Source organism: Micromonospora chalcea, assembly GCF_028768405.1.
GTDB classification, from domain to species: domain Bacteria; phylum Actinomycetota; class Actinomycetes; order Mycobacteriales; family Micromonosporaceae; genus Micromonospora; species Micromonospora chalcea.
The window spans coordinates 151,986-167,745 of the sequence record NZ_CP118233.1; the positions used below are offsets into that span (position 1 = coordinate 151,986).

Below are 15,760 nucleotides of genomic sequence, written 5' to 3' on the forward strand. Positions count from 1 at the left end.
CTTGGCGTTCAGCATACGGACGAGCATCGGTCGTGTCCATGGGTGGCCGAGCGGCGTAACAGCTGCGCCAGGCCCGCGAAAGGACCATTGTGTTGCGTGCGGGTTACCGGTTATCGTCCGCATACCGAAAGCGGGAGCTCGCAAAACGAACGCCCGATCTCGGGTCAACCATCGGTCGTGCCGGATCCGCCCAGCGCCAGCGCCTCGTCGGCGTGCTCGTCGAGGCGTCGAACGGAAGAGCCGTCGTTCGCATCGTGCATGCCTTTGCCCGCATGCGAACTTTCGCTTGCCCTGGACCGGGTCCTCGAACGGATGCGTCCGGTAAGGAGGTGACGATGAGCACCGATCCTGACCCCCAGCGAACCGGCCCCGGGCCGGCGACGGTGGAGACGGATCGCACCATGATCCAGTCCATCGACCGGGCCGCGAACGTCCTCGCGCTACTCGATCAGCACACCCGGAGTCTCGCCCCCGGCCTGGTGGCCGAGCGCCTCGGCCTCAACCGCACGACCGCGCACCGCTATCTCCAGTCCCTGCAACGGGCCGGCTTCCTGAGCGCGTCGTTCGGCCCCGGCCCGCTGCTCGACCAGCTCTTCGCCCTCGTCTCGGTCCGCCAGCAGCTCCTCACGCTGGCGCCGGCGATCATGCGGCAGCTCTCGGACACGACCGGCCTCACCACAGTGCTCAGCTTCCTCGGACGTTCCGGCGCGGTGGTGACGCTCGTCGAGGAGCCGCACCAGGGCACCATCGTGCTGACGGCCCGGATCGGGACGGTGCTGGAACTCAAGGCCGCGCAGACCCGCGTCCTGCTCGCCTTCCAGGCCGACCCGGCTACCGTGACCCGGGCCCACGCGAGCCTCACCCCGGCCGAGGCGGCGGTGGAGCGGCAGGCGCTGGCCCGGGTACGGCGCCACCGGATCGCCTGGGCGGACCTGGACCGGGCCGGTCTGGCCTCGGTGGCGGTGCCGATCTTCGCCACCTACGACGTGCAGGCCGCGATGGGCCTGCTCGGCACGACGGAGATGCTCAACCCCGCGGAGCGGTCCTCGGCGCGCGTCGCCGCGCTGGAACAGGCGGCCGAGACCCTGGGCTCCATGATCGCGACCAGCCATGCATGAAAGGCGAGCCCGGGACGCCGGGCGGAAGGCGGAAACAGACATGCCAGGTCTCCTACGGCGGCTCCGGCCGCGTCCGCAGTGGCTGCTCCTCGTGCCGGCGCTCACCCTGCTCGCCTGGATCCTGCTCGTGCCGCTCGGGAACAGCTTCCTGCGCAGCGTCGGCAACGGCGACTGGACCCTGCGGCACTACGAGTCGCTGTTCACCGACGGGGTGACGATGCGGGTGCTCGTCCGCACCGCGCTGACCGCGGCCGCGGTCACCGTCATCGCCTTCCTGCTCGGCTACCCGTACGCCTACTTGATGACCCGCGTCGGGCCGCGCATGCGGGGCGTGCTGCTGATCATCGTGCTGATCCCGTTCTGGACGTCGGTCATGGCCCGCAACTACGCCTGGATCGTCATCCTGCAACGCAACGGACCGGTGCACTCCTTCTTCGAACTGTTCGGCCTGGACGTCGTGCTGTACGGGACGGTGGCCGGCGTGACGGTCGCGATGAGCCAGGTGCTGCTCCCGTTCATGGTGCTGCCGTTGTTCAGCGCGCTGTCCGGCATCGACCGGCGGCTCCTGCTGGCCGCGCGCGGTCTCGGCTCCCACCCGCTGGTCGCGTTCTGGAAGATCTACTGGCCACTGTCGCGCGCCGGCGTGGTCGCGGGCCTGATCCTCGTGTTCACCCTGAGCCTCGGCTTCTACGTCACGCCGGCCCTGCTCGGGTCGCCGCAGCAGTCCCTCGTCGCGCAGTTGCTCGGCCAGCGCACCACCCTGCTGCTCGACTTCTCGGGCGCCGGCGCGCTGGGGATGCTCGTGCTCGTCGTCACCCTCGTGCTAGTCGCCTGGGCGAACCGCCTCGGCGGAACCATCTCGGCGATCGGCGTCGTCGCCGCCGCCAGGACGAAGGACCAGCCATGACCGCGACGAAGACCGACAACCCTCCGGGTACGCAGAGGCGACCCGCCCCGGCCCGTCGGCGCCGCCGCGCCACCTCCGTGGACCCGATCCCCTGGTGGCTCAAGCTCGTCGGCGCCCTGGTGGCGCTCTACTTCATCCTGCCGACCCTGTTCGTCATCCCGATGAGCTTCAGCACGGCGTCGACGTTCCAGTTCCCGCCCACCGGCTTCTCGCTCAAGCTGTACGAGAACTTCTTCACCGACCCGACCTGGCTCGCGTCGTTGCGTACCTCGGTGCTTGTCGGCGTGCTCGCCGCGTCGCTCGCCACAGTGGTCGGCACCGCCGCCGCCATCGGCCTGCACAGCCTGACCGGGCGGCTCGCGCGGCTCGCCCGGACGCTGCTGATGGTCTCTATCGTCACGCCGTCGATCGTGATCGCGGTAGCGGTCTACATCTCGTTCCTGAAGTGGCACCTAGTCGGCACGCTGAGCGGGTACGTCCTCGCCCATGCCGCGATCGGCGTGCCGTTCGTGCTGGTGTCGGTGACGAGCGCGCTCAGCGGCTTCGACCCGAAGCTGCTGCGGGCGTCGGCGTCGCTGGGCGCGACGCCGATCCGGACCTTCCTGTTCGTGACCATGCCGCTGATCAGCCGGGGGATCGTCACCGGCGCCATCTTCGCGTTCGTCACCTCGTTCGACGAGGTGGTGATCGCGCTGTTCCTCCGCGCGCCGACGTTCCAGACGCTGCCGGTGCAGATGTACAACAGCGTCACCGTCGAGATCGACCCCACCATCGCCGCGTCGTCGAGCCTGGTCGTCGTCGCGGTCACCGTCATCTGCCTCGTGCTGTTCGTGGGCAACCGAAAGAGCCGATAGGAGCATCATGTCCGCATCCACGTTCCGCACGGCCGAGCCCGTGCCGGCGTCCACCCGGGCCGGGACCCAGATCCGGCTCAGCAACGTGACGAAGGACTTCGGACTGACCCATCCGGCCGTCGACGACGTCTCACTGACCATCGAGCCGGGCGAGTTCATGACCCTGCTCGGGCCCAGCGGCTCGGGCAAGACCACCACGCTCAACCTCATCGCCGGGTTCGAGACGCTCACCACCGGCGCCATCTCGTTCGACGGCGTGGACGTGAGCCGGCTGCCACCGCACAAGCGCAACCTCGGCATGCTCTTCCAGAACTACGCGCTCTTCCCGCACATGACAGTCGCCCAGAACGTCGCCTATCCGCTGCGGGAACGCCGCATGTCCAAGCCGGACATCGCGCGCAAGGTCGCGGAGGTGCTCGAACTCGTCCAGCTGACCGGCCGGGACGGGCACTACCCGGCGCAGCTGTCCGGTGGGCAGCAGCAGCGGGTCGCGCTGGCCCGGGCCATCGTCTTCGGCCCGACCGCGCTGCTGCTGGACGAGCCGCTCGGCGCGCTGGACCGCAACCTGCGCGCCACGCTGCAACTGGAGATCCGCCGCATCCACCGGGAGGTCGGCTCGACGTTCGTCTTCGTCACCCACGACCAGGAGGAGGCGATGAACCTGTCCGACCGGATCGCGCTGTTCAACGACGGGCGGATCGAGCAGCTGGGCCGCCCCGAGGCGCTCTACCGGTCGCCGGAGACGCTGTTCACCGCGCGGTTCCTCGGTGACTCGACGGTCTTCACGCTGTCGCAGGCGACCGGTACGACGGCGGTCTGGGAGGGCGAGGTGTGGTCGGTCGACAGCCGTACCGTGTCGGGCCTGGTGCGTGAGGGCCGCCCGGCCGCCCTGGTGGTACGGCCGGAGGACGTCCGGATCGCGGCCGACCGGGACGCGGTTCCGCCGGACGCGAACTGCGCGGCGGCGATCGTCCGCGACATCGAGTACATGGGGGCGTACCGGACCGCCATGCTGTCGCTCGGGGGCGCGGGCGACGTGATGGGCCGCGCCCGGCTGGACGCGCTGGAGAGCGACCTGCGGATCGGCCAGCCCGTGGTCGCCTGGTGGCGAGTCGACCGGCAGCGCGTCGTCGCGGGGTAGCTCGTTCACCATACGCACATTCGACCGCGCTCTTTGGTAACGAACAGGTTCCACGCTCTTGTTGGGCACGTTACGCCCTCGCTACTGTTCACTATACGAAGCACCAATCCATATTCCGAACAGTACGCCCGCGTTCGCGGGCCATAGCCGAAGGAAGTGACATGGTGTTGAGAACATCCCGCGTCCTCGCGGTCCTCGTGGCAACCGCAGTCGTGTCGATGACCGCCGCCTGCGGCGGAGACGAGCCGGCCGCCGCGGTGGACCCCGAGGGGGACGTCAAGCTCACGTTCGTCGCCTACGGCGGCGTCGGCCAGGACGCGATGATCAAGCACTACCAGGAGCCGTACACCAAGGCGCACCCGAACGTGACTTTCACCAACACCTCGCCGCCCGACGTGGCGCAGGTGAAGGCCCAGGTCGAGAGCGGGGCGGTGCTCTGGGACGTGGTCGCGACCGCGCCGGCCGCCGCGACCCAGAACTGCGGGACGCTGTTCGAGCCGCTCGACTTCTCCGGCGTTGACAAGAGCAACCTGGCCGAGGGCACGATCGGCAAGTGCTACATCGGCAACTTCATCAACGCCTCGCCCTTCGCCTACCGCACCGAGGCGTTCCCGGACCCGAGCAAGGCGCCCAAGACCATCAAGGACTTCTTCGACGTCCAGAACTTCCCCGGCCAGCGCGGGATCCTGACCAACCTGCAGAACGGCATCCTCGAATACCCGCTGCTCGCCGACGGTGTGGCGCCGGACGCGCTCTACCCGCTCGACGTCGACCGCTCGCTGAAGAAGCTCAACACGATCCGCAAGGTGACCACGTTCGCCCCGAACGTCGGCGCGCTCCAGCAGGCGGTCGGCTCCAAGCAGGTCGACATGTTCCTGCTCGCCGACGCGCGGCTCGTGCCGCTGATGGACGAGGGCGCGGACATCACAGTGGTGTGGGACGTGACGGTGGCCTCGATCAACTGCTTCGCCGTGCCGAAGGGGTCGCCGAAGAAGGTGGCCGCGGAGCGGTTCCTGTCCACGGTGGTCAGCCCGGAGGCGGTGGCCGGCATCTCCGAGGCGCTCGGCACCGCGCCGGTGAACCTCGCCGCCAAGCCGAACCTGTCGGAGAACGCGAAGAAGGTCGAAGTCTACGGCGACGCCAACACCGGCAAGACCGTGCTGCAGGACGTCCAGTGGTACGCCGACAACTTCAACGAGGTCACCGCCAAGCTCACCAACTGGCTCGCCGGCTGAGGTGACCCCCAGGTAGCGATTCGTCCGTCATGTGAACTACGCTTCGGGGGTGGCGAACTTTGATCCGAACGAAGCCTCGAACTCGGACATCCGGGCGGTCGCGCGCGTGGGACAGATCTGCGCGCTCTTCGGTCCCCGGGTCGTCGAGCTCACGGCCGCGGACGTCGCCGAACGGACGGGTCTGAACCGCACCACCGCCTACCGATACTGCGCGTCGATGACTGCCGCCGGCATTCTCGAACGGGGGACGCGCCGCGGGACGTTCGCCCTCGGCGGACTGATGCTGGAACTGGGAATTCGGGCGCTGGGACGCCAGCGGATCGTCGAGATCGCCGGGCCCCACCTGCGGAAGCTGAGCACCGACGCGCGAATGACGGCGGTGCTCAGCGTCCGTGGCGCCCAGGGGCCGGTGGTGACCCTGGTCGAGGAGGACACCAGCCGCCAGGTCGTGGTCACCGTGCATCCCGGCACCAAGCTCGACGCGAGCGCCGCGCAGACGCACGTGTACCTCGCGTACGCCGACGAGGCCGTGATGGACCTGGTGGCCGCCGGCATGTCCCCGGCCGAGCGCGCCCGGCTGGACTCCGAGGTCTACGCCGCACGCCGGCAGGGCTACAGCGTGGCCCGGCACAGCGGCGGCCTGTTCGCGGTGGCCGCCCCGGTCTTCGACGAGAAGGGGCTGTGCGCCACTGTCGCACTCCTCGGCGCCGGCGACATCGCCGAGCTGTCCGCCGCCATCGAGTTGCTGGTGGCGACCGCCACCACCCTGACCAGCGAACTCGGCGCCCCCGCAGACAGCGCGCCGACGGCAGACGAGTAACGGGCCCGATCTTTCCCGCCCCGCCCGCGCTCTCCGGGCCGCCCCACTCGTTGACCAAGGACTTTGTGTCCAGATCCGCCCGGTCCCGCACCCCTAACTCCTTGATCACCGGCACCCCGGCGCGCGCCACCCACCCCGCGCGCGAGGACCCACGCGCTGATCATGAAGTTGGCCGGGAGAAAACGGGCGAGAATCGCGGTCAACTTCATGATCGACGGCGTCAGGGGCCCGTTGGGCGGCTGGAAGTTCGTATGCCGGAATGCTTCTTGCGGTAGGTGAACACGTCACGTACGTTCCTCGCATCGCCCTCCGGCCGGACCTGGCGATGCCAGAGCTCTTCGCACGGCATCTACGGACAGGGATGTGACGATGAAACCTCTGACAAGACGGCTGACGGCGGCGGCGACCGGGCTCCTGCTGGTGGTCGGCGTGAACATCGCGGTACGGGCGCCGCACGCGGCGGCGAGCGGAAACGTGCCGGTGAGCATCGACTCGCTGGCCCGGGACGTCGAACAGGTCGAGTCGCTGCGCGAGGTCAAGGACGTGCAGCGGTCGTACGCCCACCTGGCCCAGTTCGGGCGCTGGGCGGACATGGCGAAGCTGTTCAGCGCGAACGGCACGCTGCAGTGGGGAAGTCAGGTGGTGAGCGGCCACCACGCCATCAAGGGATGGCTCGCGGCGGAGGCCGGGGACATGAACGGCGCCCGGCCGGGCGCGCTGCACACCACGGTGATCGACCAGCCGCTTGTCAACCTGTCGCCGGACGGCCGTACCGCGAAGGGCCGCTGGTCCGGGATCCGCTTCCTCGGTGACGGGGCCGGCGCGGCGCGCATCGACGGCGGCATCTACCAGAACGAGTACGTGCTGGAGAACGGCGAGTGGAAGATCTCGCTGCTGCGCTACTACCCGCTCTACGAGGGCGACTACGCCACCGGCTTCCGGACCATCAACCGCCAGCCGGTGCCGGTGGTGCCGTACCACTTCACGCCCGACGTGGCCGGCGTGCCGATCCCGGCGGCGACCGGGCCCGCGCCGAAGACCCGGTTCAACGCGAAGGAGCTGGCCGACCGCATCACCGCGCTCAACGACGAGGACTCGGTGCGCAACCTGCAGCACACGTACGGCTACTACGTCGACCGCCGGATGTGGAGCGACGTGGTCGACCTGTTCACCGACGGCGCGAAGGTCACCATCGACGGCGTGGGCGTGTTCCGCAACGCCGCCGGTGTCCGCCAGGCGATGGAGCGGATGGGGCCGGAGGGCCTGACGCAGGGCGTGCTCAACGACCGGCCGCTGTTCGACACGATCGTCGACGTGGAGGACAACGGCAAGAAGGCGACCACCCGGGGCATCGAGGTCGGCATGCTCAACGACGCCGGCGGCGCCTCGTGGCAGTTCTCCGTCTTCACGAACCGCTTCGTCAAGCAGGGTGGCCTGTGGAAGCTCAAGGAGATGCACCTGACGCCGCTGGTCACGGCGCCCTACAGCACCGGCTGGGGCGACGGCGGGACCGGCCCGGTCGCCTCCGTCAAGCCGCCGAAGTTCCTCGACGTGGCCGGGCGTACCCCGGCGCCGAAGCCCGGCAAGGCGGCCGGCGCGCCGAAGGGCCCGAAGGCGGACCTGGCCGACCTCCAGCGGAGGCTGAACCGCTCGGTCGCGTTCGACGGAGCGGAGAACGTCTCGGCGGCCTACAGCTACTACATCGACGACAGCAGGTGGCCGGAGATGGCGGCCGTGCACGCGGTGAACGGCCACAAGCTGTCCCCGTTCGCCGGCTGGAACGTGACGCGCGAACGGATTCTCGGCTCGGTGGTCTCGACGTACGGCAACACGCCACCGCCGACGCAGAAGTCCTTCCTGGTGCTGCACTGGCGGCCGCAGCCGGTCATCGACGTCTCGCACGACGGCCGGTCGGCGTCGGTCCGGGCCCGGCTCATGCACGTCAACGCCTCGACGGTCAACGCCGGGTACATCAACGGCGCGATGTACAACGACCAGTTCGTGCTGGAGGACGGCGTCTGGCGGATCTGGAGCCTGGACATCGACGAGTTCTACTGGCAGTCGCCGACCTGGGCCCAGGGCTGGGGTGGCGTGGCCCCGCGTGACCCGAGCCTGCCCGACCCGCCGCCGAGCAATCTGGTGAACACCTACCCGCCGGACGTCCTGCACAGCGCGCTGGGCGAGCGGTCGCGCGGCTTCCGCGGCGGCAGCCCCGGATACATCCAGTGGCCGGACATCGTGCCGATGTGGTTCCACTACCGCAACCCGGTCAGCGGACGGGTGCCGCCGCACTTCTGGTACGACTGCGCGCCCTGCGAGGTGCGTCCGGACTGGAGCATGACGCGGCACGGCTACCAGCTGCCGCCGACCGGACCGCAGATCGACGGGCTGGAGGTGGGCTGATCCGTCAGTGACGGCGGCTGCCGCCGCGTCCGTTCCGAGGCGCCTCTTCCCGCATCCCGTGGGGAGGGGCGCCTCCGCGCGCCCGCCGCACTCCGGTGTCCCCCAGCCGGCGGCGAGATGGTGTGGGTTGGGCAAAGTTCATCTGGCGTAATAGCTCTTGCGCCCTGCGAACATGTCCCGTACGTTTCCGGCAACTGCCTCCGGTCGTGACCTCCACGGCCGCCCGCCGACCACGGGGATTCCACATACGCCAGCAACGGACAGGGATGTGAAGATGAGACGTCTGACAAGACGGCTGACCGCGACAGCCTCCGCACTGCTGCTGGTCGCCGCCGGCATGGTCGCCCTCCAGGCGCCCCCGGCCGCGGCCACCACCCCGACGATCACCCTGAACTCCCTCGCCCGGGACCTGGTCCGCGTCGAGTCGCTGCGCGAGGTCAAGGACGTGCAGCGCACGTACGCGCACCTGGCGCAGTACGGCAGATGGTCGGACATGGCGGCGCTGTTCAGCGCCAACGCGACCTTCCGCTGGGGCGACGAGACGGTCACCGGCCGCGCCGCGATCCGCGACTGGCTGGAGGCCGACGCCGGCGCGATGAACGGCATCAACCCGGGATCCCTGCACACCGTGATCGTCGACCAGCCGCTGGTGAACCTCTCCGTCGACGGCCTGTCCGCGAAGGCGCGCTGGAACGGCTTCCGCTTCCTCGGTGACGGCGCGGGCGCGGCCCGGATCGAGGGCGGCATCTACGAGAACGAGTACGTGTTCGAGAACGGCCGCTGGCGGATCTCCCTGCTGCACTACTACCCGCAGTACGAGGGGGACTACGCCACCGGCTGGCGCAACAAGGACCTCGAGCTGCTGCCGATCGTCCCGTACCACTTCACTCCGGACGAGGCGGGCGTGCCGATCCCGGAGCCGGTCGGTCCGGCGCCGCCGGCCGGCACGACCGTCAACAAGGTGGCGGCCCGCATCGACAAGCTCAACAGCGAGGACTCGGTCCGCAACCTCCAGCACGCCTACGGCTACTACGTCGACCGGCGGATGTGGTCCGACGTGGTCGACCTGTTCGCCAACGGCGCCACGGTGACCATCGACAACGTGGGCACGTTCCGGGGCGCCGCCGGCGTCCGCCAGGCGATGGAGCGCATGGGCCCGGAGAACCTCAGCCAGGGCATCCTCAACGAGCGTATCCAGTTCGACACGATCGTCGACGTGCACACCAGCGGCACGCAGGCGACCGCCCGGGGCATCGAGTTCGCCATGGTCGGCGACGCCAACACCCGCGAGGCGTCGTGGGAGATCTCCGTGTTCCACAACCACTTCGTCAAGCAGGGCGGGCTGTGGAAGCTCAAGGACATGAACATCACGCCGCTGGTGATCGCCCCGTACTCCACCGGCTGGGGTGACGGCGGCATCGCGCCGGCGCCGACCCGGGTGCCGGCCTTCCTCGACGTGCAGGCGCGCAGCCAGAAGAACGCCGGCGGCGCGGCGTCGTCGAACCGGAACCTGACCGACCTCGACCGCCGGCTGGCCCGGTCGCTGGCGTTCGACGGGGCGGAGAACGTCTCGATGGCGTACACCGCCTACCTGGACGACCTCCGGATCTACGACATGGCGCAGATCCACGCCGAGTTCGGCCACAAGCTGTCGCCGTTCGCCGGCTACTTCCAGGGCCCGGAGCGGATCCGGCAGGCCGGGGTGACGGTCTACGGAACCAACCCGTCGACGATGCGCGCCAGCATCTCGTACCACTGGCGGCCGCAACCGGTGATCCTCGTGTCCGAGGACGGACGGTCGGCGACGATGCGCGCCCGCCTGCTCCAGCCGCGGACGTCGAGGACCAGCGCCGGCGCGTTCAACGGCGCGATGTACAACGACGAGTTCGTGCTCGAGAACGGCATCTGGCGCATCTGGAGCCTGACCATCGACGAGTTCTACTGGCAGTCGACGAACTGGGCCGGCGGCTGGGCCGCGGCGAACCCGCGCAACCCGGAGCTGCCGGACCCGGCGCCCAGCACGCTGGTGACCCGGTACCCGCCGGACGTGCTGCTCAGCAGCATGGGTGAGCGCTCGCGCGGGTTCCAGGGCGGTTCCCCCGGTTACATCGCGTGGCCCGGGATCGTGCCGATGTGGTTCCACTACAAGAACCCGGTCAGCGGGCGCGAGCCGCAGTTCTACTGGCCGCAGTGCGCGCCGTGCGAGGTGCGGCCGGACTGGCGGATGACCGAGCACGGCTGGCAGCAGCCGCCGCTCGGCCCGCAGGTCGACGGAGTGGACCTGGGCTGACCCGGGCGACACCGCGCCGTCAGTGGGGGAGCGCCTCTTCCGACTCCGGTCGGGAGGGGCGCTCCGCCGTCACGACGCCTGTGGACACACGAGACCGCGCTCCGTAATATGAACTTCGGTTGCGCTATCCGAACATTTGCTGCTCACCGGCAGCCGTCGAGAAGAGGGATAGAGAAGCCATGCCGGACCCGCAGAACCGCCCTCTCCCGTTGGCGGGCAAGGTCGTCCTCGTCGTCGGCGCCAGCGCGGGCATCGGCGCCGACGCCGCCCGGGTGTTCGCCGCCGACGGCGCCTCGCTGATGCTCGTCGCCCGCTCCGAGGGGCCACTGGAGAAGATCGCCCTGGAACTCGCCTCGGCCGGGCACGACGTCGACCACGTCGCGGGCGACATCTCCGTCGCCCGCGACGTCGCCCGCGTCGTGGACCGGACCGTCGAGCGGTTCGGCCGGCTCGACGGCGCCTTCAACAACGCCGCGATGACACAGGGCGGCCGCCTGGACCAGGTCCCCGAGGAGGACTTCGACCGGATCATGGCGGTGAACGTCAAGGGCACCTGGTTGTGCGTCCGCGAGCAGGTGCGGGTCATGCTCGGCCGGGGCGCCGGCTCGATCGTCAACGTGAGCAGCATCGGCGGACTGCGCGGCAGCTCCGGCCTGGGCGCGTACCAGGCGACCAAGCACGCGGTCATCGGGCTGACCCGCACCGCCGCGCACGACTTCGGCCCGCTCGGGATCCGGGTGAACGTGATCGCGCCCGGCCCTACCGAGACGCCGATGCTGGCCCAGACCCGGCTGGCGATTCCCGGCGGCGTCGAGGCCCGGATCGCGGCGACCCCACTGCGCAAGGCGGGCACCGGGACGGAGGTCGGCGCGACCGCGTCGTTCCTGCTGAGCGACCGGGCCAGCCACATCAGCGGGGCGGTGCTCCCGGTGGACGGTGGCTTCAGTGCCTGACGAGACCGCGGTGACCGCGCCGACCGGCGACGGCGACGACCTCCGCTCCGCCGCCGTCGGCACGCTCCGCCTTCCGCCACGGATCCACTTCGGGTACGGCGCCCGCCGGCACCTGCCGGAGGTCGTCCGGGTGCACGGCCGGCGCGTACTCGCCGTGGTCGACCCGTTCCTGGTGCGGACGCCGATCTTCCGCGAGACGGTGGACGCCCTGACCGGGGCCGGGCTGGACGTGCTGGTCCACTCCGACATCACGCCGGAACTCCCGGTCGACACCCTCGACGCCGCGGTCGCGACCGCCCGCGACTACCGCGCGGAGGTGGTCCTGGCGATCGGCGGCGGCAGCGCGCTCGACGCCGCCAAACTGATCGCGCTGCTGTCGGCCTACGGCGGGCCGGCGCACCGCTACTACGGCGAGAACCTCGTGCCCGGGCCGATCGTGCCGCTGGTGGCGGTGCCGACGACCGCGGGCACCGGGTCGGAGGTGACACCCGTCGCGGTCGTGTCCGACCCCGACCGCGAGCTCAAGGTGGGCATCTCCAGCCCTTTTCTGGTGCCGTCGGCCGCCGTGGTCGACCCGGAGTTCACGCTCGGGACACCCGCGACGGTGACCGCCTGGTCCGGCATCGACGCGCTGGTGCACGCGGTCGAGTCGTTCACGGCCCGGCCGGTCGACCTCGACTGGTCGGGCGTGCTCCCGGTGTTCACCGGACGCAACGTGCTGAGTGAGTCGGTCGCGTTGCAGGCGGCGGCGCGTCTGGGCCCCTGGCTGCCGGTCGCGGTCCACCGGCCCGGCGACCGGCGGGCACGGCACGAGGTGGCGCTGGGCTCGCTGCTCGGCGGGATGGCGTTCGGCGCGACCGGCACCCACCTGTGCCACGCCTTGCAGTACCCGATCGGCGCGCTCACCAAGACTCCGCACGGGCTCGGCACCGGGCTGATGCTCCCGTACGTCATCGACACGCTGACGGCGCAGCCGGCGGTCGCCGAGCGGCTCGCGGCGCTCGGCGCGGCGCTCGAAGCGGTCCCGGCCGCGGACGCCTCCGCGGCGCGGACGCTCGCCCGGGTGGTCGAGATCAACCAGGAGATCGGCGTGCCGCGCACGCTCGCCGAGATCGGGCTGACGCGCAGCCAGCTTCCGCAGATCGCCGAGCTGGGGCTCAGGTCCACCCGGCTGATCGCGGCCGCGCCGGTGGACCCGTCCCGCGAGCTGCTGCTCGACATCCTGGAACGCGCCCACGACGGCGCCCTGGCGAATGGGAGTCTCAGGTGAACCTGCTCGCGGACCTCTTCATCGACGGGCAGTGGCGGCCCGGCTCCGACGGCCGCCGGTTCGGCGTGACCGACCCCGCCGACCTCTCCACCATCGCCCGGTTCGCCGTCGCGACGGAGCAGGACTGCATGGCGGCCGTGGACGCCGCGGCGGCGGCCCAGCCCGCCTGGGCCGCGACCGCGCCGCGCGAGCGCAGTGAGCTGCTGCGCCGGGCGTACGAGATCCTCACCGACGAGGTGGAGGTCTTCGCCGAGCTGATGGTGCGGGAGAACGGCAAGTCGTGGGCGGACGCGATCGGCGAGGCCAACTACGCCAAGGAGTTCTTCCGCTGGTTCGCCGAGGAGGCCGTCCGGGTGCCGGGCGACTACCGCCTCTCCCCGGCGGGGGACAAGCGGATCGTCGTGGACCGGCAACCCGTCGGCGTGTCCCTGCTGGTCACGCCGTGGAACTTCCCGGCCGCGATGGCCACGCGCAAGCTCGGCCCGGCGCTGGCGGCCGGGTGCACGACCATCCTCAAGCCCGCGCGGGAGACGCCGCTGACCGCCGCCTACGTCGTGGAGGTCCTGCGCCGTGCCGGCGTGCCGCGTGGCGTGGTCAACCTGGTCACTCCGGTGCCGACCGGCCCGCTGGTGAAGCGGATGATCGACCGTCCCGAGGTCCGCAAGCTCTCCTTCACCGGCTCCACCGAGGTCGGCCGTGAGCTGCTGCACGCCTGCGCGGACAGCGTGGTCAGCACGTCGATGGAGCTCGGTGGCAACGCCCCGCTCATCGTGCTGCCGAGCGCGGACCTGGACACCGCCGTGGAGGGCGCTCTGCTGGCCAAGATGCGCAACGGCGGGTCCGCCTGCACCGCGGCCAACCGCTTCTACGTCCATTCCTCGGTGCACGACGAGTTCGTCGCCCGGATGGACGCCGCCCTCGCCGCGGTGTCGGTCGGGCCGGGGCTCGACCGGGCGAACGACCTGGGCGCGCTCGTCTCGGTTGCCGAGCGGGACAAGGTGGCGGACCTGGTCCGGACCGCCGTCGCGCAGGGGGCCACCGTGGTGCGCGGCGGACGGTCTCCGGGCCGCGGCGCGTTCTACGACGCGACGCTGCTGACCGGTGTGGTGCACGGCTCCACCATCACCACGACCGAGATCTTCGGGCCGGTCACCGCGGTGATCCGCTTCGACCACGTCGACGACGCGGTCGAGATGGCGAACGACACCGTCTACGGCCTGATGGCGTACGTCTTCGGTGAGGAGCGGGAGGCGATGGCCGTCGCCCGGCGTCTGGAAGCCGGGATGGTGGCCGTGAACCGGGGCGTCGTCAGCGACCCGGCCGCCCCGTTCGGCGGGGTCAAGCAGAGCGGCCTCGGCCGGGAGGGCGGCTCCGAGGGCATCCTGGAGTTCCTGGAGGAGAAGTACATCGCGCTCACCGCGTGAAGGTCGAACCTCTCGACGAAGCGCCCGGCTCCGGCCGGGCGCTTCTCGTGTCCGGTGTGACCCGCGCCGGTCCACTGTGCACCATGCCGCATTTGTCTTCCATAAGGGTTTTCTCGCGCTATGGCGGATTCGCGCCGGACGGGCACCCTCGATCGGTTTGCTAGAGCTATAACGACGAAATTCGTCGGTTCAAAGCTATCTACCGACGAGTTGCTGAGATTTCATGGACAACAACTGGCGTGGCTCGTAGAGTCTCGGCATCTTCCGATGATCTGGAGATGACGTGAAGACTGCCGCCACCGCCCAACCCGTTCGTTCCGCCGCCAACCTGCACGCCGCCGCAACAGTGGTGGACGGAAGCACGGTCATCGAGCTGAGCGACGCCCACCTCGACCGGATCCGGCGAGGAGGCGTCACCGCGGTCAACCACACGGTCACCCGGCCGTACGCGGACACCGTCACCGCCCTGCGCGAGGTCAACCGCTGCCGCAGGTGGATCGACGCGCACCCGGACGAGGTGCTGCTCGCCCTGACCGTGGACGACATCCACCGGGCCAAGGCCGAGGGCAAGGAGGCCGTCATCCTCGGCCCGCAGGACACCGAGATGATCGGGGGTGACCTCGACCTGCTCGGCACGTTCCACGACCTGGGCGTCCGCATCCTTCAGCTGACCTACCAGCGGCAGAACCTGCTCGGCGCGGGCTGCGGCGAGGACACCGACTCGGGGCTGACGCACCGGGGCCGCGCCTTCGTCAAGGCGATGAACGAGCTGGGCGTGCTGGTCGACGTCTCGCACAGCGGCGAGCGCACCGGCCTGGACGCGATGGACGCCTCGGACAAGCCGGTCGTCGTCACGCACGCCTTCTGCGACGCGCTGTCGCCGCACATCCGCGCCAAGTCGGACGGATACCTGCGGCGCCTCGCCGAGCAGGGCGGCGTCATGGGCATCACCACCCTGTCGGGGTTCCTGTACCACCCGGAGGACCCGTCCCGTCGTCCGGACCTGACCCGCTTCGTGGAGCACGTCTGCCGTGTGGTGGAGGTGGCCGGCGTCGACCACGTCGCCGTCGCCACCGACTACGACGAGACGTGGACCGAGGAGATGCGGATCGCGCAGCTCAAGAGCATCGCGCAGGCGAACTCGAAGGAGCACCAGAACCTGCTCGGTGACTTCGGATGGGAGGAGCGCCGGGCGATCGGCATGGACGACGCCGCGGACTTCCCCAACATCACCGAGGCGCTTCTGGCCGGCGGATTCTCGCCGGAGGACGTGATCAAGATCCTCGGCGGCAACTGGCTTCGGGTCTATGGGGAGGCATGGAAGCCGGCCGCGCGATGAAGCGCT

12 protein-coding genes are annotated in these 15,760 nt (G+C 70.2%); all 12 read left to right on the plus strand.

Annotation, left to right across the window (positions count from 1 at the left end):
• The first annotated feature begins 335 nt into the window (after nt 1–335).
• Nucleotides 336–1,118, plus strand: a complete 783-nt coding sequence (locus tag PVK74_RS00675) for an IclR family transcriptional regulator (RefSeq protein WP_274477913.1) — start codon at nt 336–338, stop codon at nt 1,116–1,118.
• A gap of 40 nt (nt 1,119–1,158) precedes the next feature.
• On the plus strand, nt 1,159–2,025 hold the full coding sequence (locus PVK74_RS00680) for an ABC transporter permease (protein WP_158559984.1): 867 nt from the start codon (nt 1,159–1,161) through the stop codon (nt 2,023–2,025).
• A complete protein-coding gene (locus PVK74_RS00685) occupies nt 2,022–2,879 on the plus strand; it encodes an ABC transporter permease (RefSeq protein WP_104115299.1) in 858 nt (285 codons plus the stop codon). Before PVK74_RS00680 ends, PVK74_RS00685 begins: the two co-directional genes overlap by 4 nt.
• A 7-nt stretch (nt 2,880–2,886) precedes the next feature.
• Entirely contained in the window at nt 2,887–4,020 is a 1,134-nt protein-coding gene (locus tag PVK74_RS00690; RefSeq protein ID WP_274477914.1) for an ABC transporter ATP-binding protein, read from the plus strand.
• A 161-nt stretch (nt 4,021–4,181) separates the two neighbouring features.
• Nucleotides 4,182–5,255 carry an extracellular solute-binding protein gene (locus PVK74_RS00695; RefSeq protein ID WP_104115297.1) on the plus strand — a complete coding sequence of 358 codons (1,074 nt, stop codon included), beginning with the start codon at nt 4,182–4,184 and terminating at the stop codon, nt 5,253–5,255.
• A 49-nt stretch (nt 5,256–5,304) separates the two neighbouring features.
• Entirely contained in the window at nt 5,305–6,075 is a 771-nt protein-coding gene (locus tag PVK74_RS00700) for an IclR family transcriptional regulator (protein WP_158559983.1), read from the plus strand.
• Nucleotides 6,076–6,444: 369 nt separating this feature from the next.
• A complete protein-coding gene (locus PVK74_RS00705; protein ID WP_274477915.1) occupies nt 6,445–8,478 on the plus strand; it encodes a nuclear transport factor 2 family protein in 2,034 nt (677 codons plus the stop codon).
• A 274-nt stretch (nt 8,479–8,752) separates the two neighbouring features.
• Entirely contained in the window at nt 8,753–10,768 is a 2,016-nt protein-coding gene (locus PVK74_RS00710; RefSeq protein ID WP_274477916.1) for a nuclear transport factor 2 family protein, read from the plus strand.
• A gap of 179 nt (nt 10,769–10,947) precedes the next feature.
• A complete protein-coding gene (locus PVK74_RS00715) occupies nt 10,948–11,721 on the plus strand; it encodes an SDR family NAD(P)-dependent oxidoreductase (RefSeq protein ID WP_274477917.1) in 774 nt (257 codons plus the stop codon).
• A complete protein-coding gene (locus PVK74_RS00720; RefSeq protein WP_274477918.1) occupies nt 11,714–12,991 on the plus strand; it encodes an iron-containing alcohol dehydrogenase in 1,278 nt (425 codons plus the stop codon). Before PVK74_RS00715 ends, PVK74_RS00720 begins: the two co-directional genes overlap by 8 nt.
• The gene (locus PVK74_RS00725; RefSeq protein ID WP_274477919.1) at nt 12,988–14,415 is read left to right on the plus strand and encodes an NAD-dependent succinate-semialdehyde dehydrogenase; all 1,428 of its coding nucleotides are present in this window, start codon (nt 12,988–12,990) and stop codon (nt 14,413–14,415) included. The genes PVK74_RS00720 and PVK74_RS00725 overlap by 4 nt, the downstream gene beginning before the upstream one ends.
• 283 nt (nt 14,416–14,698) lie before the next feature.
• Nucleotides 14,699–15,754 carry a dipeptidase gene (locus tag PVK74_RS00730; protein WP_274477920.1) on the plus strand — a complete coding sequence of 352 codons (1,056 nt, stop codon included), beginning with the start codon at nt 14,699–14,701 and terminating at the stop codon, nt 15,752–15,754.
• Nucleotides 15,755–15,760: the final 6 nt, after the last annotated feature.